Here is a 21,941-nt window from a genome sequence, read left to right on the forward strand (position 1 = left end):
TAAAATAAAATGAGTCATTATTTCTTTGGGATTTTAATCCTCCATGAGATCTATCAAACTGTCAATTTCATCTGAAAGAGCAAAATCGTCTTCGTCCTCTTCTTCTGAAATTTCAGTAAATGCATATTCTACTAATGCATTTATTGTGGCATATTGAAACAATAAGACAGGTTTTAAATCCATGTCGAATTCTTTGTTTATGGTGTTCAGAATTTTAATTAGTTTAATAGAATTGGCTCCTAAGTCAAAGAAGTTATCATGAATTCCGATCTCTTTATGATCTCTGCCAAGTTCATTTGCGAAAATTTGAATTAGCTTTTCTTCTTTTTCATTTCGTGGAGATTCATAGGCAATTCCGGTCGATAGTTTATGATGTTCCGGACTTGGCAATGATTTTGTATCTACTTTTCCGTTGGATGAAAGTGTTAATTTATCTACCTGAACAAAATAGGAAGGGATTTCATATTCCGGAATTCTGTCCGATAAAAACTTGCGCAAAGCCGATGCATTCTGAACTTCATCAGAAACTATATAAGCAACTAATTCATGTTCTAAATCTTCTTTTTTATAAACGGTTACAACAGCTTCCTTTAAATCCGGTTTTAATAACAATGAGGTTGTTATTGCGCCCAATTCGATTCTGTTACCTCTTATTTTAACCTGATTGTCTTTTCTGCCCAAATATTTTATTGTTCCGTCTTCATTCCATGATGCGATATCTCCCGTTCTGTAAACTCTTTCGCCGGAAATAAATGGATCGTTGATAAATCTTTCTTTTGTTAAATCAGGCAGATTAAGATATCCTTTGGCTACCTGTATTCCAGATATTAATAGTTCTCCCGCAATTCCTGCCGGCTGTAAATTAAGTTCGCTATCAACAATATAAATTCTTGTATTTGCAACAGGTTTTCCAATGGTTACGGTATTTGAAATTTCCAAATCTGTAACGTCTATCGCAGTTACATCTATGGCAGCTTCTGTTGGCCCGTAATAATTATGAATTCTGGTTTGAGGAAATTGTGTTTTGCTCTGACTTACTATTTTAGGAAGTAATTCTTCACCACTACAGATAATATGTTTAAGGGCTGAAACTTCTTTGTAAGTAGCAAATTGCAGAAAAACACTTAACATCGAAGGAACAAAATGAATGATACTTACTTGTTCTTTCTCTATTATTTCTTTTAGATATTCCGGATCTTTGTGTCCGTCCGGTTTTGCAATAATCAAGGTGCTGCCAATACTTACAGGAAGTAAAAATTCCCATACCGAAACATCAAATGTATAAGGCGTTTTCTGTAAAAAAACTTCCTTTTCTTTGACATTCAAATCATCTTTCATCCATACTAATCTGTTGAACAAACCGGCATGTTGATTTAAAACTCCTTTTGGCACTCCTGTTGAACCGGAAGTATAAATGCAATAGGCTAAATCACTTGGAACTGGCTTAAAAGAAAGGTTCTCTGTAGAATAATCATCTTTTACTGAGAAGAATTTTTCCAATTCCCTTTCATTAATCATAACCTTTATTTTGGCATCTTCGATAATGTAACTTACTCGATCCTCCGGATAATCAATTCCAATAGGCACATAAGCTCCGCCTGCTTTTAAGATGGAAATAATAGACAAAGGCATTTTTTCGCTTCTGTCTAATTGTATTCCAACTAAATCATTGGCTGTGATTCCGTAATTTTCTTTTAGATAATTGGCCAATTGATTCGCCAATTGATTTAATTGATGATACGAATATTCTTTTTCTTCAAATTTGACTGCTGTATAATCCGGAGTACTTTTTACCTGTTCTTCAAACAGATCAAGTACAGTTTTATCTGTTTCATATTTTACATCTGTCTGGTTCAAACCAATAATCAGCTCATTTCGTTCCTGATTGCTAATGATATTGGCTTTGCCCACATTTGCGTTCGGAAATTCTATTAATGATTTAAACAGGCGTTCAAAATGATTAGACATTCTTTCTATTGATTCTCTCTTAAAAATGTCTTTGTTGTATTCCCAACTTAAGGATAAACCATTCTCGTCTTCGTTAACTGTAAAAGACAAATCGTACATGGCAAATGGCTTTGATTGTTCGATTTGTTTTAAAGATAATTCCGGTAGTTTCGGTTCTGCTCTTTCATTGTTTTGCAAAACAAACATAATCTGAAAAAGAGAACTGTAATTTGGATTTCGCTTTGGTTGTAATTCTGAAACTAACATATCAAAAGGCATTTGCTGATGCGAAAAAGCATCATACATCATCTCTTTATTTCGATTAATTAGCGTTACAAAACTTTCATTCTGAGACAAATTACTGCGCAACACCAGCATATTAACAAAGAATCCTATCAGATTTTTAACTTCTGATTGTTCTCTGTTTGCAATAGGCGTACCCATTATTATGTCGGTTTCATTACTATATCTTGCCAATAAAATACCGAAAATGGTATGTAATCCGGTAAACAAAGTCGCTCCTTCTTTATCGCATATCTTCTTTAAACTGTTTAAAGTTGTGCTGTCAATTTGAGAGTAAATTGTATTGCCTTCAAAAGTTTGCACTTTAGGTCGTGCATAATCAAGTGGCAAATTATGTACCGGTGGCAAATCAGACAATTGATTTAACCAGTAGCTTTTTAATTCTTCTAATTTTTCGTCTTTTAATATTTCCTGTTGCCAATGTGCATAATCAGAATATTGAATCTCCAGCTCCGTCAAAGGGTTTGATTTACCTTGAGAATAGGCTGTATATAAAGTATTAAATTCATTAATTAAAATTCCTATTGACCAACCGTCTGTAGCAATATGATGCATATTTACTACTGCAATAAATTCATCCTCCTTAATCTGAAGTAATTTAACCCTAAGCATGATATCGCTTTTCAGGTTAAAAACTTTTTTAGATTCTTCTGTTTGAATTTTATTTATAATTGTATCCTGCTCTTCTTTATTGAAACTGCGTAAGTCCTCATTCCCTATTTGAATTGGAACAAACGGTTGAACAATCTGAATCGCATTGCCATTCTTATCCAAATCATATACGGTTCGCAATACTTCATGACGCTCCAGAATGGTATCGAATGCTTTTTGAAAAATAGCTTTATTTAAATTTCCTTTTAATAATAAAGCATTTGAAATATTATAATGTGTACTTCCTTCAATTTGATCTAAAACCCATAAACGCTGTTGCGCAAAAGAAAGCGGTTTATCTAATGCGTTTTTATCCTGTTTTAGGATTGGTGATTTTATAAGTTTATTCTTTTTTGTATTCTGAATAAATTGTTTAACCTCCTCTTTATGTTGTTGTAATTTAGAAAACAGAGCATCGTCAATTCCTTTTTCCGGCAATTGGCATAATAGCTTGTCTTCCTTTACAGAAAGCTTTACCTTATTTTCAATTAACTCTTTTAACAATAATTCTATATTCATAATTCAATATAATTGTCGTTGTTATTATCCATTTCGATAGTCTCTACTAACTCAAGAATTTCCTTTTTTGAGTCGATCAAAACAGCCAGTTCTTTTATCGTCTGACATTCCGACAATTCTCTAAAAGACAATGTGATTTCGAATTTATCAGACAATAGAGAAAGTAATTTTGTAGCCAGTAAAGAGTTTCCTCCTACTTCAAAATAATTGTCTTGTATTCCGGCAGGAGAATAGCCTAAAATTGTGCTCCAATATTCCTGGATGCTTTTTTCGGTTTCTGTTTCCGGTGCTACAAATACGCTGCTGACATTTCTTTTTTTATTGAATTGTATAGCATTTGGAGTTATTTCTTCACTGTCTGACACAACCTCATCATACAATACTTCAATTAGATTACTAATTTTTTCTGTTGTTGAAAAAAGCTTTTTAACTTCATTTAAATACTGAGCATTTAAATCATTTAAGCTGTTTAATATCTCCTCTGAAACTTCCTTATCATCAGCAAGTTCAATCTCTATTGAAGATCTCAGTCTGTCGCTTTTATATTGATTGTTGGTATTATAATAAGATTCCTGTACGTCGTAAAAGCTCTTGTAATTGATCTTGATTTTTGGTTTCCAAAACCTGTCTTTTGAAAAAACGTAACCTGGTATTGGAACTCTTTTTCCTTCGTGAACTTCAGGCAAATTAAAACGTACTCCTTTTGCAAGAAGAATCGCTTTTGCTTCATAAAAATTAGTTACAGCATTGCTTTTATTAGATGGTCTTGGCAATAAACTAACTGTGCTAACCTGATGATTAAAGATCGTATTGGCAAAATAAGACAATCCGTTTCCTGGTCCAATTTCAATAAAAACCGGATTTGAAAAATGAGAAGCTGCCTTTTTAATCGCTTGCGAAAACTTTACAGGATGAATTATTTGATTTAGCCAATACAGTTTAGAACAAAAAACTTCCGGTTCTGTAAGATCACCTGTATAGGTAGAAAATATCACAGATTCAAAACTTTTAAACTCTGCCTGAGACAATATTTCATCATATTCAGCTAAGACATCGTTCATCATTTGTGTATGATAAGCGTGGGATACTTTTAATTTTTTGTATTCGATACTATTTAATTCCAATATGCTGCATTGCTCACTAATATCTTCTATCGATCCTCCAATTACAACACTATTATCAGCATTGAAAGCACAAAAAGAAACTCCGTTTAGCAATAATGGTTTTAGGTCATTTTCTGTAGATTGCACCAGAAGCATGGCTCCTTTTGGCATCATTCCCATTAATCTTCCTCGATGGTAAACGAGTTTTAATGCATCTTCCAATGTAAGAGAACCTACAATACAAGCCGCTGTATATTCTCCCAGACTGTGTCCAATGATTGCATCCGGTTTGATTCCGGCTCTCATTAATTCTTTGGTAAGGCAATATTCAACTATGAATAGGCCTATTTGCGTATTTTCGGTTTTATCTAATAAAACACTGTCATCAGAGAAAATGGTTTCTTTAAAATCAACCTGAGATATTGTTTTCAGGTAATCAAAACAATAATTCATATCCTTTTTAAAGGCTTCATTATTCTCGTATAATGCTAAAGCCATATTCGCATACTGACTTCCTTGTCCCGGAAACATGAACACAGTTTCGGGTATATTTCCATATCCTTCAAAACAATTATCATTTTGAATTCCGTTTAATTGCGCTACCAATTCATCTTTATCATTACAAACCAGACTAAATCTGTACGGCATTACTTTTCTTCCGTAAAGGCTTGAAAATTCTAAATCAGCAAGTGTCAACGTTGGATTTGCCAAGACATATTCTGATAATTGCTTTTTCTGCAATTGCAAATTTTGTTGGTTCAAAGAAGATAATGTGACTACAAAAGGTCTTTTGCTTTCTTCTTCTTCTAAATCGATCATTGGCGGTTCTTCTACAAGCACGTGAACATTACTTCCGCCAACTCCTAACGAACTAACTCCTGCTCTTCTAAGTTCAAAATGTTGTGGCCATACCGATGTTTTTTGACTCACATAAAAAGGAGAAGTACTTAATTGTAAAGAAGGATTTGCTTCTGAAAAATTAATACTCGGTACCAAAATTCCTTTATTAACACATAATGCGGCTTTAATAATCGAAGCTATTCCTGCTGCTGCATCTAAATGTCCAATATTTCCTTTTACAGAACCAATAGCACAATATTGTACCTTATTTGTGTATTCACGAAATGCTTCCGTAAGTGCAGCCACTTCAATTGGATCTCCTATTAAAGTTCCTGTACCGTGCGCTTCGATCATTCCCACAGATTCCAGATCAATATCTGCAACTCCTGAAGCTTCAAGAACGACATCTCTTTGAAAACTTACACTTGGAGTTGTATATCCCTGTTTGTTGGCTCCGTCATTATTTGTTGCAGTTCCTTTAATTAATGCATAAACATAATCCTTGTCTCTAATCGCATCAGTTGCTCTTTTTAAAACAATTGTACCAACGCCGTCTCCGTTAACAGTTCCGCTGGCTGCGCTGTCAAAAGGACGACAAACTCCGTCTTTAGAATAGATGGATCCGGGTGTATGTATATAACCTATATTCTCATTTGAATCGAAAGATACTCCTCCGGCCAAAGCCATATCACATTCGCGATTCAATAAACTCTGACAAGCTAAATGAACGGCAAGTAATGAAGTCGAACACGCTGTTTGCACGCTCATTGCGGGTCCTGTTAGATTAAGCTTATAAGAAATCCACGTTGCCAAAAAATCTTTTTCATTTAAGATTCTGTACAACAAAGGATCTGCATGCTCACTATATGAATTTGTATCTAATACTTTTAATAAATAAGAGTTCGTAGACATTCCACAAAAGTTTCCTACAGCTACATCAAGACGGCTCATATCATAACCAGCATCTTCTATGGCATGCCAGCTCGTTTGCAATAACAATCTAATTTGAGGATCCATATGTGTAGCCTCTATATTTGATAGTCCAAAGAAATCTGCATCAAAGTATTTTGCATCTTCAAGTCTTGAACTTGCATTAACAAAACGCTTATGATTGAGCATACTTTCAGAAAAACCGGATGCAAGAAGTTGTTCCTCATCGACTTTAACGATACTATTGACACCACTAACAAGATTTTGCCAATATTCATCTATGTTTTTTGCGTTAGGGAACCGACCAGCCATCCCTATTATGGCAATATCATTTTCAGAAATTTGTTTCATTTTGTCCAACTTTTGTTAATTAATTTCGATTAGAACGGGCATTTCGTCGAGACGCTCCTTTGTCTACTGCTTTTTTGATTGCAACATCTTCCTGAGTGTCTTTGTTGGCATTTTCTATCAATTTTGCCTGTTGAGGAATTGTAGGGTTTCGGAAAAGTTCTATTAATGAAAACTCGACACCAAACTCTTTTTGAAGCTTTTCATGCAATACAACAATCTCAATTGAATTACCTCCCGCCTCAAAAATACTGACGTGATATGGGATGTTTTCTTTCTTAAGAACCTCACACCAAATGCGATAAATATCTAATTCTGTTTTATTATTAAGTGTAATGACATTATTCGAAATGGATTCCTGAGGTTTAATTTCTTTCAACTTCATCATGTCTACTTTTCCATTTTCCATTAAAGGAATTGACGGCACAAAAGTGATATCCTTAGGACTCATATAATCCGGAAGCATTTTCTTTACAAAATCTCTGATAGAAGTCTCGTTTGTTTGCGATTCGAATTGTTGCAGAATCTGATCTTTTTTCTTCTCGCCAATCTTGTGATTAGTTCCATAAACCATATAAGTATTTTCGTCTCTTGGCAATTCGGCATCACTCATTACCAATTCGTCAACGTTTACCTCATATCCTTTTATGTTAAGCAACTCTAAGATGGTATTCAAATTATTGTCTCCGTCTACTTCAATTGCAACCTGATGGATCATTGGCCAATGTTCTTCGCGAATTCCCTCTAATACAAGACATTCGCTCTTTTCTACGTCTATCTTTAGTAAATCTATTGCCTCTATTTTCAGATCATCAATTACATCAGATATTGTTGTAAGCTGACATTCGACTTCATTAGAATTATACAACGAGGTAAGGTATTCTCTGAATTCGTTCGAAAAATCATTTTCTCCATCTATAGTATCATAGAAAGATTTTACAATGCTGTTTTTTTCTCCGGATTGATACGTTTCATCTGCCATAAGGGCTTTGTCGTACTCAATATATTTTCCGACAGCATCAACTATTGTCTCTTTTTCTGTAAACCTGCCCGACATTCCTGACATCTCCGGATAATAGTGAAAAGTTGCGTTTTCTTTTTTATTGGAAACTCCAAAATTCAGAATACGTCCTTTTATTTGTCGGTGTTCAAAGTTTTTCTTAAGAGCAGAAAAAATTTGCGGAATAGGTTCAAAAGCAATAATTGTTGCGCTAGGCTGACTTTGGTTTACCTCCATACTAAAGGTTCCTATATTGGCTCCTACATCTAATACTAAACCGTTTTCAGGTACTTTTATATGGTGTCTGGAATATATTCCGTCCTGAAATATTTCTTTATACAACATTGCCAATTGGCGATCAGACTGATGATAAACCGTACTGCCATCAGGGAAATAAAAAGGTTTGGCTTGTTCTTCAACAGGAAGTTCTGTGTAGTTTCCATAAACAATATCATCCTTAATTACGTAGGCTGACAAGTAGGTTGTATTGTTTTCTGTAATTGGTAAAACTTTACAATTTTTAACTCCTGGAACTTTAGAAATTGTTTTTTCTATTTCTTCAAGTTCAATACGGTAACCGTTTACTTTAACCTGATTGTCTTTTCGGCCAACATACTCAAACGTTCCATCGCTTGTCAATTTCATTAAATCTCCCGTTTTATAAAATCGGCTGTTGCCAAAATGAGAATTAATGACTTGTTTGAAGCTTTTATTCGTGAGTTCAGCGTTATTATAATATCCTTTTGCAACTCCTGAACCTCCAATATAAAGTTCTCCAACAACTCCAAAAGGTACTTGTTGCTCAAACTCGTTCAGAAGCAATAAATTGGTGTTTATTATAGGTTTACCTATTCTAAAATCTTTGCTGTTAATCTCTCTCCATGTTGACCAAACAGTAGTTTCAGTAGGTCCGTACATATTGTACAACTTAGAATTAGTAATTAAACTAAGGCTGTTAATTAGATTTTGATTTAAAGGTTCTCCGCCAATAAACCAATGCTGAACTGAAGATAATTCTTTGGATTTATCCTGACTATTTAAATCTGCTATCAGTTTAGATTGTGATGGAGTCATTTGAACGTGAGTCACTTTATACGTGTCAATAAGCTCCAATTCGGTTCTTTGATTGTCTATATTTAATAGTTTTGTAAGCTCAGCCTGAGAGTGATATAAGGTTTTGGTTTCTACAATTTTTTCAAGTCTCGACAATACTTTTTCGCTTTCAACTCCAAAATCTACTAAACAAGCTACTTCAGTAACTCCGATATTCTGAATACTAAAAAGCATTTTCTGACACGATTCAGGAGTACCTATCAGTGTATTTTCTTTACTGAATTTTCTGTAAGCAATATCTATGATTTCATCACTTTGCGTATCAATATCTAACCCTAACTCTTTTGCCAGAGGTTCCATTAATTTCATAGAAGATCTCAGATAATCTTTAAACGGCTGCTCACTCGTAGCGGTCGCATCTTCATGTGAAGCATCAATATAAGTATGAAGCATCAAAGAAACTTGTTTGTCTTCTATGCTAAATCCGTTGTCTTTTAAGGCTTGGTGATAAACCGCAATATTTGCTTCCAGTTTTTCTAACGTTTGCCCAAGCATATGTGTTAGAATATTGGCGCCAATTTCTCCGGCATATTTAAAAGTTTCTGGACTTCCGGCAGCAGTTATCCAAAGTGGTAATTTTTGTTGTATTGGTGTTGGTCTTATTTGTATTGTAAAATCTTTATCAACACCATTCTTACGCACAATAGGATTTCCTTCCCAAAGGTTTTTAAGTTCAGTAATTTTTTCACGCATCTCATTATGGCGATCACTATAATTTGAATTTGAAAAAACAAAATCATTCGGATGCCATCCTGATGCAATACTTATTCCTACGCGACCATTGCTTAAATTATCAACTATCGACCATTCTTCTGCGACACGAATTGGATCATGCAAAGGAAGTACAACACTTCCTGATCTGATACTTATATTCTTTGTCATCGTCGATATAGCGCCACTTAAAACTGAAGGACTTGAAAATGCTCCTCCAAATTCACCAAAATGACGTTCCGGTGTCCAAATTGCAGTGAAATTGTTTTGATCTGCATATTTTACAGTATCTAACAATAAATCATACTTCTGATTATTGTTTTTATCAGCTCCAAAAAACATGATGCTGAAATCTATATTTTTTGATGGCGTTATTTTATCATGTGATACTAATTTAAAAGGATTTGATTGCTGTAATACAACCTTATGTCCTCTCGAAATAGTCCAGATAATTTCTAAAACCGAGATGTCGAAATTAACACTCGTTTGCGCAAGCCACGTTTGTTTGGTTTCGCTGCCAAAAGAAATATCTAAGCCTTTTAATAAATTACTTAAATTTTCATGGGTAACTTCAATCCCTTTAGGTTTTCCGGTTGTTCCCGAAGTAAAAATAATATAGGCTACGTTGTTACCGCTGCAATTTGTCGCGATTACCTGATTTTCTTTTTGAGCTTGAACCTTGTCCAAATAAACAAAATCCTCATTCGATGATCCGTTTAAAAAAAGTTCTTTTAATGCGCTTAATGTTACAATACACTTAGGTTGTGCATCATTTATAGTCTGATTTATTCGCTCTGAAGAGTAAACAGGATCAAGAGGAATATAAGCGGCTCCAAGTTTAAAACAAGCAAAAATTGTAGCGACCATTTCGAAATTACGCAATAAACAGATTCCTACTTTGTCTCCGTTTTGTACGCCCTGATCTATTAAAAAACCAGCAATTGCATCGACTTTTTCTCCTAATTGTGCATAGTTATACGAAACATCATTACTAATAATAGCCGTTTGGTTTGGATTGTTCTTCGTTTGATAGTCAAAAAAGTTTATGGCACTTTCGTTCGTACTCACTTCAACTACATCTCCACTTAAGTGTTCGTATATTTGATTTGCTTCTTTTTCACCGATAAGGTTTGCTTTAAAAACATTTTCATCAGGATTAACCAATAAAGAACTTAATAAAGTATTAAAATGTTCTGCCATACGAACAATAGTTGACTCCACGAAGAGATCTGTATTGTATTCCCAGGAAAGGATAAGTCCGTTTGGGGTTTCGGTTACATTTAAACTAAGATCATATTTTGCGCTATTTCCTTCTTTATAATTAAATGGTTCCAAAACAATATCACTCAAAGAAATCTCTTCTTGCGTATTATTCTGAAGGGATAATAAAACCTGAAATAATGGATTGTGTCCCAAATTTCTTGGAACTTTTAATTCTTCTACCAGTTTTTCAAAAGGCATTTGTTGATACTCATAAGAGTCTTCCAACATTTTTTTACTTTGTTTCAGCAATGCTCTGAAACTTGGTTCTTGAGACAAATCACTTCTTAAGACCAAAAGATTCATAAAAAACCCAACCAGATTAGCAATTTCAGCCTTTTCTCTATTAGCAATTGGAGTACCAACAACAATGTCTTTTTCATTGCTATATCGTGCTAACAAAGTACTAAATGCAGCATGAATAGCCATAAATAAAGTAGCGCCTTCTGCCTTAGATAAATTGTATAAAGCGGTTAATGTCTTTTTTTCAACAAATGAATTATAGGTATTTCCACTAAAAGTTTGTGTGAACGGTCTAGGGCTATCTAATGGTAAACTATGAATTACAGGTAAATCTGCCAATTGTTTTTTCCAATAATTTATCTGATTGTCCAAAACTTTTCCTTTCAGCCATTGTCTTTGCCAATAGGCATAATCAGCATATTGTATGTCTAATTCCGGCAGTGTATTAGATTCTCCTCTAAGATAACTGCTGTAAAGAATATTAAATTCGTTAACTAAAATTCCAATAGACCATCCATCTGAAGCAATATGATGCATGGTTACGATCAGAATATGCTCTTCATTATTTATTTTGAGCAATTTGACTCTTAACAACAAATCCTGGGTTAGATCAAATACGTTATTTGATTCTTGCTCAATTAATCCTAAAATATGAGATTCAAATTTTTGAATTGAAGGATCTATTTCTTCAACTGTAACATTAAAATTTGGTACATCCTGAATTTTTTGAACAGGTTCTCCATGACCATCGACAAAAAAGCTGCTGCGCAAACTGCTGTGTCTTTCAAGAATAGTCGCAAAAGTTTGATTTAAAGCTTCGTAATTTATTTTGCCTTTTAATTTAAAAGTAGAAGCAAGATTATAATGTGAACTACCATTATTGATTCGATCCAGAAGCCATAAACTTTGTTGGGAAAAAGAAAGCGGTTTTGGCAGCTCTTTGTCCGTTTTTTTGATCTCGGGAATTTCCTGAGTCTGACTTTCTATCAAAGAAATAATTTCTTCTTTATTGTCTTTTAAAAACTCTTTCTGTGCATTATCTAATGCGCTTAAATTACCTTTTACCAAAAGTTTACCTTGGGAAACTTCAAAACTTATACCTTCCTGAATTAACTGTGTTAACCTCTGCTTTATAATTAGATTTCCCATACTTCTGAATTTTGATTTGTTGTAGTTTCTTCTGTTATACTTACGTTTACGCCTCCTTTAAATAGTATTTCATCGTCAATTGCTTTTGCCAATTCACGTATGCTTTGCAGCGTAAATACATCTTTCATGTTTATTTTAATTTCAAAAATTTCGTTGATTTTATAGATCATACGAACGATGTAAAGTGAGTGTCCTCCTAATTCAAAAAAGTTGTCCTCAATACCTACTTTTTCTATGCCTAACAGCTCTTGCCAAATAGCCACTAACTTTGCTTCTGTTTCATTTGTTGGCGCTACATATTCTCTTGAAATACTGTTTTCCAGCGTAACATCCGGTAAGGCTTTTCTATTTACTTTTCCGTTTGGAGTTAATGGAATATTTTCAAGTTTTACATAAAAATTTGGCACCATATAATCCGGAAGCCTGCTGTTTAGAAAACGTACAATTTCTTTTTTATCCAATTCATTGTTAGACACATAATAAACGACAAGGGCATTTTCGCCGTTTATTTTTTTAGCTTCTACAACAGTGTGTTCAATGCTATTTGAAAACATCTGAATTTGAATTTCTATCTCCTCCGGTTCAATTCTAAAACCTCTTATTTTTACCTGAGTATCATTTCTTCCCAGATAAATGATATTACCGGAATAAGCCATATAAGCCAAATCTCCGGTCTTATACAATTTTTGATTGCTATCTAATGGATTTGAAATAAATCGGGTTTGTGTTAATTCCGGTAGTTTTACATATCCTTTGGCAATGTTTTCTCCGCCAATGTATATTTCGCCAATTACTTTTTCTGGTACTGGCTGAAGATTACTGTCTAATATATATATCGTTGTATTTGCCAACGGTTTACCAATTGGCATATAATGTATAATATCGCTGGTATTTGCTGAGATTGTAAAACTAGTCACCACATGGGTTTCTGAAGGTCCATAATGATTATGAAGCTTTACGTGAGGAAATTCCAGTAAAAATCTTTCTAAAGCTCCACTAATAATTAATTGTTCTCCTGACGATATAATATCTTTAAGCTGATTTTTTTTGAAAAATTCAGTATCTGTATGATCAAAAAAACTGGTCATAGCAGAAAATGGAAAGCATAAAACTTCGATTTTATTCTCTATAATATAATTAGATAAAGTACTAAAATCCAGCTTCATGGATTCTGGAGTTACATATAATACTCCGCCGCTACTAAGCACAAACCAAACATCCTGAAGAGAAACATCAAAACTAAAAGAAGTATATTGTAAATGTCTTAAACCTGACGAAATACCGGAATCATATATATTCCATTGTATTAAATTAGACAACATTCGATGTGTCTGAATAACTCCTTTTGGATTTCCTGTTGACCCTGAAGTGTAGATAATAAAAGAAGAATCATCTAATTCATTAACGATAACAGTGTTTTCTACTAATTCGTCTGAGTATTCAAACTCATCCAAAGAGATTAAATTGATATGTTCTGTTCTTCCACTATATTTTATATTAGAAGTAGTAAGTATGTTTGTTATCTCAGCATCTGCGATGATATATTCTCTTTGACTTTCCTGATATTTACTGTCTATTGGAACGTAACATCCGCCGGATTTAATAACACCCAACATCGCAATAACATTATACTGCGATCTATCTAACAGAACACCAATATTAGTATTTGGTAAAACATTATACTCGTCTCTTAGCATTTTTGCTATTTGATTCGAATAATTATTTAATTGAAGATAGCTTATTTTTACCTCTTCGAAGTGTAACGCAATAGCATCCGGAGTAGCGATTACTTGTTTTTCTAAGAATGCTATTACGGTATCTTTTTTATATTTATTTATATCTAAATCTAAATTTTGAATTCCAGAGTGTCCTTCTAAATAGTTAAATTCGCTTATACTTTCCTGAGGTTTCGTTAAGAGTAATTCTACTATTTTTTTGTAGTGTCCAATAAATTGTCTGATAAATTTTTCTTCGAACAAATCAGTATTGTATTCTACTTTAAGTGATAAAAGTTCATTTTCGGTTTCCTCTACATAGATTAACAAATCAAATTTACTTGTAGTAGATTTTTCAACAGTAATCGTTTCTAAAGACTCTTCACTATCAAATTGTTCTTCGTTTTTTGCTCCGTCTTTTGGTAAAACCACAAGCATGACATCAAAAAGAGGGTTTCTCGAAGGATCTTTTTTAAGTTTTAATTCTTTGACTAATTCTTCAAAAGGGAATTGCTGATTATTGTGCGCTTCTAATATGGATTGTTTTACGGCAGCAAAAAAAGTATCAAATGAATCTGATTTTTCTACTCGGTTTCTAATTGCCAAAGTATTGGTATAAAAACCTATCTGATTATTCAAATCCATATGCTCTCTGGCTGCAAAAGGACTTCCTATAATGCTATCATTATTTCCGGTATATTTTGCCAACATTACATGCAATGTGCTCAACATTACCATATATAAGGAACCTTCTTTACTTTTTTGATAAGCATTTACAGCACTCGAAATGTTCTTATTAAAATAGGTTTTCAGAGTTTGTCCATTATACGTTTTTACCGGCGGACGATTACTTTTAATTGGCAATTCTAAAACCGGTGTTTCACTTGAAAATTTATCTAACCAATAGTTTTTTTGCTTAAAAAAAGATTCTCCTTTCAGGTTATCCAAACTCCATAACGTATAATCTTTATACTGAATTCTTAATTCTGGCAGTTCTGGTAATTTGTTTGCTTTTAGTGCCGTATAAACCGTTAATATTTCGCTTTTTAAAATAGGAATTGACCACGCATCACAGATAATATGATGTAGATTACAATAGTAATAATAGCTATTATTTTCATATTTTAATAAAGCGGCTCTTAGCAAAGGTCCGTTCTCTAAATCAAAAGATATATTTAAATCTTCCTTGATGTATTCGTTTACTTTGCGCAAAGAATGTTCAACTTCTGTAAAATCTTTGTAATCCAGATTAAAGTTTAATTCTTTGGCAGATAGAATATGTTGCTGCAATTCTTTTTCTGAATTCAGGCGAAAAACTGTTCGCAATATTTCATGTCGGTTAATTGCATAACGTATGGCTTCTTCTAAAACATTTTTATCATAATCGCCTTCTAATTTAACTTCAAAAGGAATATGATAAGCAATAGAAGCGGTAGTTGACTGTGATTCAAACCAAATTCTAAATTGTGCATTCGATACAGGATAACTAGCTGATTCTTTAGCTTTTGGTACTTCTTTAAATTTATTAATTGAGATAGACTGCAGATAATTTATAATCTGTTCTTTATTATTTCTTACTATTTCCACAACCTCATCTTCAACATTCTCTTTTAACAGAGATACTTCTAACTGATCTTCGACTAGCTTTACCGCTACCCCTTTTTCTCTTAGTTCTTTAATTAAAAAGATTGTTTCCATGTGTAATTTTATATTAGTATTTTTTTTACAGACCGCTCGCTATCAATTTCTTCCAACCACTTAACATTTTCTATATTCAGGGCTAAATTCTGAATTGTAGGATGCATAAATAATTCCTTAATGTTTATCGATACATCAAATTGTTTCTGAATGACTGATAATAGTTCTGTCGCTTTTAAACTATGACCGCCCAATTCGAAGAAATCATCCGTTATTCCTATTTTTTCCAAGACAAGTATTTCTTGCCATATTTCTACAATTCTCTCTTCTGTTTCTGAGGTTGGAGCTATATAATTTGAAGTTTTAATTTTGAAAACTTCCAGTTTTAAAAGCTCTGTTTTATCTACTTTTCCATTAGATGTTAAGGGTATTTCGTCTAACAATAGATAGTATGTTGGCAACATATAACCCGGTAATTTTTGAGACAGCTTGTTGCGTGTTTTCTGGATATCAATCTTTTCTCCCTTTAAATAAGAAACGATTTGTTTTTCTCCGGCATGCTCTTTAGTAAGAACTACTGCATTTGTTATTGTATCATCTTCTTGTAAAGCATGCTCTATTTCGCCAAGTTCTATACGATATCCGCGAATTTTTATCTGATGATCTTTTCTACCTGCAAAACCTATGTTTTTGTCCGGCATCCAATACCCCAAATCTCCTGTGCGATACAGTTTTGTTTCGGAATCAAATGGATTGCTTACAAATTTCTCTTCGGTTAAATCTGGTTTATTCAAATAACCTGCTGATAATCCTCTTCCGGAAATACAGATCTCGCCAATTAATCCTTCTCCTTGCAATGCTAATTCTTCTGATAAGATGTAAAAATGGGTGTTCGAAATAGGTTTTCCAATTGGAAGCGAGTGTTCATGCTTTTTCTCAATTCTGTAGCAACTACTATACGTTGTATCTTCTGATGGACCGTATAAATTTCTAATCTCTATTGGATATTTAATCAAAGTATTGCTCAAGGCTATCGGAATAGGTTCTCCTGCCATGTTTAGTGCCGAAACATTTTTTAAAGAAACTTCTCTTTCCAGTAAATTATCGACTACGGAAGGAACTGTATTTATTAAGATCTTTTCGTCTTTGTCTATATAATCGGCAATGGATAATCCATTAGCAATAATTCTGATTTTTTTTCCTGTGCTTAGTGGATAAAACATTTCAAACACAGATAAATCAAAACAATGTGATGTTGCTGCATATAGAATATCAAAATCTGTTGCAGCAAATTCTTCTATACTCCAATCTAAAAATGCCACCGCATTATCATGGGTTAACATTACGCCTTTTGGTTTTCCTGTAGAACCGGAAGTGTATATAATATAAGCTAATGAATCCGAAGTTATTTTAATTTCAGGCAACTCTGCTTCTTTTATATTCGCTTGCTCAAAATCATGCAACAGTTTTTCTGTTATTGTAATTTTACAATTACTATCCTGCTCGATATAAGCGATTCGTTCTTCCGGATAATTTAGATCTATAGGAACGTAAGTCGCCCCGATTTTTAATACCGCCAAAATGGCTATAATTAATTTCTCGTCTCTTTTTACTTTTATACCTACAAAATCTCCTGAATTTACAGCGCAATGATCCAATAGATATTGTGCTAACTGATTCGATTTTACAGATAACTCTTTGTACGTAATCGTTTTATTTTCAAAAACAAGCGCAATGGCATCCGGTGTTTTTAGGGTTTGTGATGCTATTAAGTCTACTATTGTTCTGTTTTTTGGATAGTCAACATTTGTTGCATTATAATCGTACAGCAGGCGTTGTTTTTCTTCGTTAGGTACAAAGTCGATTTTAGCAATACTATAGTTTGGTTTTTCTATACCTTCAGAAATAAATCCTTCTAAATATTGTATTAGATTTTGAACAAAAGCCTTGCTATATATATCAGTATTATAGTTCAAGGTCAGATTTAAACTCTCTTTTCCTTCGGCAAAAGAAAAGCTTAAATCGAATTGGCTTGTATTCTTTTGTATTTTTTTATAAGGCGCTATTTCTATTTCTGAGAAAGTTTCTTCCTTAGAAAAAAGATCTTGCTGATTGTGTAAAACTACCATAACATCAAATAGTGCCGACCTTGAAAGATCTCGCTTCAACTGCAATTCTTCTATCAGAATATCAAATGGATAAGACTGATTATCATATCCGTCGAGTAGTATCTTTTTTTGTTTTTTTACTAAACTGCTGTAAGTATCGGTAACTTCAAAACGAGTTCGAATCGCCAATGTATTCAGGTATAATCCTATTTGATCTTCTAAATCAGGATAATCTCTTCCTGCTACCGGAGTTCCGATTATTATATCGGTTTGTCCGCTGTATCTATAAAACAATCCGTTCAATCCTGCCATTAATGCCATAAACAAAGTAGCTTCGTTTTGGTGGCAAAAACTTCTTAGTTTTGAGATGAAATCTACTGAAAAAGCATGCGAAACATTATCACCATTATATGTTTTTACTTTTGGTCGCGTTGCCATAGTCGACAATTCCAATACTGGAATATCACCGGCAAATTGCTCCCGCCAATAGTTTCCTGATTCGGCTAGTTTTTCCTGATTTGGCACACTATTATACCAATAAGCGTAATCTTTATACTGAATAGGCAAATCAGGTAATTCGATTCCTGTAACCTGTTTAAGATGGTTATATTGTGCTACTATTTCTCTGGATAAAATTTCCATAGACCAGCCATCTCCCACAATATGGTGAAGATTGAACAACAGCAAATGATGCGCATCGTTAAGACTTATAATTTCTACTTTTAGCAATGGCGCAACACTCAAATTAAACTCATGGTTTACGTGACTGTTTATTGTTGCAGATATTTCTTCGTCATCTAATCCCTGATACACTTCAATTGGACAAATAACCGATTGTGGAGACAGAACATATTGGTGCAATATTCCTGATTCATCTGCTTTAAAAACGGTACGAAGACTTTCGTGTCGTTCAATGAGTTTATCAACGGATTTTTGAAATAATGACAGGTCTAATTTGCCTTTCAATTCTAACACATTCGCAATGTTATAAGCCGCGCTTCCTCCTTCAAATTGGCTTAAAGTCCATAAACGTCTTTGCGAAGAAGTCACCGGATAATATTCCTGCTCCGGTATTTTGGTAAATTGTGCTCTTGAAGAAACTTGTAGTTTTTCTATGATCCCTATTATTGTCGGGGATTCAAAAACGTCTTTGACTTTTAATTTATAACCTAATTTTTCTAATTTGTTTATTAGTCTGATCACTTTCAGACTGTGTCCTCCCAAATCAAAAAAACTAGTGGTGATTCCGATTTTGGATATTCCTAAAATCTCTTCCCATAGCAAAACCATTTGTGATTCGAGATCGTTTCCAGGAGCAACATATTCGTTGTTTTTCACTCCAAGATCTTCTATCGCCAATAATGATTGTTTGTCTATTTTTCCATTAGATGTTAAAGGAATTGCATCCAGTTCTACATAAAATCCGGGAATCATATATTCCGGTAAACTAGTTCTTAAGGATTTTTTTAAAACTTCGATATCTACATTTTCACCAACTATATAGGCAACAAGAACTTGTTCTCCCGCGCGTTCTTTGGCTAATACTACTGCAGTTGCTACTGTTTTATCTTGTTGTAACGCATGTTCTATTTCACCAAGTTCTACACGATATCCGCGAATTTTTATCTGATGATCTTTTCTGCCTATAAAACCTATATTTCCATCTGGCATCCAATAGCCAAGATCTCCGGTGCGATACATTACAGTATTAGAAATAAAAGGATTGGCTATAAATTTTTCCTTGCTCAATTCAGGCTGATTCAAATAACCAACTGATATTCCTTGTCCGGAAATGCAGAGTTCTCCAACAATTCCAACAGGAGTTAATTGAGTAGAATCAGATTCAATAATATATACTTGTCTGTTTGCGATTGGTTTCCCAATAGGAATAACTGATTCTTTATTTGTTACTTGATAATAGGTTGCACAAACAGTACTTTCTGTTGGACCATAAGTATTAAATACAGAAAGCTTATTCCATAAATTACTAACATGGTCTGCTTGCAAAGTATCGCCGCCACTAATTAATGTTCTAATACTAAGATTATAGTTCTCGTATACATCATTCAGATATTGCAGCGCATACGGATTCGTACTTAAAACAGTAATTTTATGACGTTCACAAAGCCTGAATAATGCTTCAAAATCGCCTTTTTCGTCGTGAAAATATAATGTTCCTCCGCTAATAAGAATCGGAAAAATTTCTTCTATAGAAGTATCAAAAGAAATGCTGGCTTGCTGCACAACACTATCCTGAGCTCTTAATTGAAAATAATTTTTAAAAGTTAATACATAATCAACAAAAGATTCATGTGTAATCTGAACTCCTTTTGGATTTCCGGTCGATCCTGAAGTGTATATCAAATAAGCCAAATCTTTTTGAGATATCGTCTCAATATGCACCTCATCGTACGTCTGTAAATTACTTTTAAACGCTTCTAAGATTTCAGCATTGATAATAAGTTTACATCCACTGTCTTGTTGTATATAATTTTTTCGTGCTTCAGGATATGCTGGATCTATAGGTACGTAGACAGCTCCTGCTTTTAATGCGCCTATGATCGCAATAATCATCCACGAATTTCTTTCCAGCTCAATTCCAATAAAGTCACCTTTTTTTATTTTGAATTGTTGTTCAAGACAATTCGCCAATTTATTGCTGTATTCTTCTAATTGTCCATAGCTGATTTTCTCTCCCTGATGAACAAAGGCTGTTTGATTTTCGTTTTCCTTAGCCTTTGATTGTATAAGACTTACAACGGTCAAAGAAGAATCATAAGGTGTCAAAACCGAATTGAATTCGTTAAGAAGTTTATTTTTTTCTGCCGGAGATACAATTTCAATAGCATTAATTGCTTGTTCGGGCTTTCTCAAACCTGCGCTTACAAATGCTTCGAAGTGATTTAGCAAATTATCTATGAATTTTTCCTCATAGATATCTGTATTGTATTCCACATTTAATGTTAATCCTTGTTCACTTTCTACAAAGACAAAGCTAATATCTAACTGGCTTACGCCTCTTTCTATTTCGGAGTATTCCGTGGCAACAATCCCGTCTATTCCTTTCTGATCATTTAGTTCCAATCCCTGGTGATTTTGCAATAACACCATAATGTCAAACAACGGTGATCTGCTTTGATCTTTAGGAAGTGATAATTGATTTACAAGCGCTGTAAAAGGATACTCTTTGTTTTCATAAGCCTTTATAAGTGTCTGCTTTTGCTTTTGCATCAGGCTCAGGAAACTATCTTCTTTTTCAAATTGTGTCCTAATTGGCAAAGCATTGGAGTATAAACCTATTTGGTTCTCAATATCAGAATGGTCTCTTCCTGCAACTGTAGTTCCAAGCGTTATATCAGTCTGACCTGTATATCTGGAAAACAATCCATTAAGACCTCCAACTATAAGCATAAACAAAGTCATTTGCTGCTCTTTGCCAAAGGCGTTTAATTCTGCTAAAAATTGTTTTGAAAATTTATGATTTCGGATATTCCCATTATAAGTTTTGATAACAGGACGTTTTCTTGGAACTAAATTCAATACTGGAGAATTTGTTTCAAACTGCTGTTTCCAATATTGCAATTTGCCAATATATTCAGAGCTTACAAGCTTTTCATTAAGCCATTCGCTATAATCTTTGTATTGTATGGATAGTTCAGATAATTTTATTTCTTCGTAACTGGCTAAACTATTATAAGCCAACATTACTTCTCTGGTAAGTATTTGTAATGACCAGCCGTCTCCTATGATATGGTGCAGTACAAATAACAGAATGTGTTCTTCTTCATTTCTCTTTAATAAAGTAGCACTTAGCAAAAGATCTTTCTCTAAATCAAAAGCTTTTTGGTATTCTTGTTTTATTTGATTGTGAAGTTGCTCAACAGAAGAATTCTTCAGATCTACGGTTTGAAGCTTAAACTCCGTTTGCTCATTTGTTAGGATATACTGTTGTATTTCGTCACTTTGATTTTTTCTAAAACTGGTTCTGAGTGATTCATGCCGTTCTATAACATATTGAAATGCTTTTTCCAGAAGTGCACTATTAAGTTTTCCACTCAACTTCAATGTCGAAGTAATATTATATGCTTTGTTTCCTCCCAGATATTCGTGTGTAAACCACATAAAATATTGTGTTGGCGTCAGCGGATAACTTTCCATCACCTTAGCCTTAGGAATTGAAACATTAGAAGAAATCAAACTGATTAAGTATGCTTTATGCTCTTTAATTTCTTCTAATAACTCATTTGTCAATACTCCCTTTGGAGCATTTACCTTAAGATTACCGTCAATTATTTTCAACTGAACTCCTAAAGAAAGAAGTTTATTTATAATTTCATTTTTCATAAAAAAACAGTATAAATCT

5 protein-coding genes are annotated in these 21,941 nt (G+C 33.6%); all 5 read right to left on the bottom strand.

What is annotated here, in order from left to right:
- Positions 1-33: 33 nt before the first annotated feature.
- The 5 genes from CLU81_RS03020 to CLU81_RS03040 are packed head-to-tail and all read right to left on the bottom strand — an operon-like array spanning position 34 to position 21,922.
- Positions 34-3,420 (bottom strand): non-ribosomal peptide synthetase, encoded by a 3,387-nt coding sequence (locus tag CLU81_RS03020; RefSeq protein WP_099708473.1) that lies wholly within the window; start codon positions 3,418-3,420, stop codon positions 34-36.
- A complete protein-coding gene (locus CLU81_RS03025) occupies positions 3,417-6,644 on the bottom strand; it encodes a type I polyketide synthase (protein WP_099708474.1) in 3,228 nt (1,075 codons plus the stop codon). Before CLU81_RS03025 ends, CLU81_RS03020 begins: the two co-directional genes overlap by 4 nt.
- Positions 6,645-6,663: 19 nt before the next feature.
- Positions 6,664-12,117: a MupA/Atu3671 family FMN-dependent luciferase-like monooxygenase gene (locus CLU81_RS03030; protein WP_099708475.1), complete on the bottom strand. Its 5,454-nt coding sequence runs from the start codon at positions 12,115-12,117 to the stop codon at positions 6,664-6,666.
- Positions 12,105-15,530: a non-ribosomal peptide synthetase gene (locus tag CLU81_RS03035; RefSeq protein WP_099708476.1), complete on the bottom strand. Its 3,426-nt coding sequence runs from the start codon at positions 15,528-15,530 to the stop codon at positions 12,105-12,107. The genes CLU81_RS03030 and CLU81_RS03035 overlap by 13 nt, the downstream gene beginning before the upstream one ends.
- An 8-nt stretch (positions 15,531-15,538) precedes the next feature.
- Positions 15,539-21,922: a non-ribosomal peptide synthetase gene (locus CLU81_RS03040; protein WP_099708477.1), complete on the bottom strand. Its 6,384-nt coding sequence runs from the start codon at positions 21,920-21,922 to the stop codon at positions 15,539-15,541.
- Positions 21,923-21,941 lie beyond the last annotated feature (19 nt).

The organism is Flavobacterium sp. 9 (assembly GCF_002754195.1).
Lineage (GTDB): Bacteria > Bacteroidota > Bacteroidia > Flavobacteriales > Flavobacteriaceae > Flavobacterium.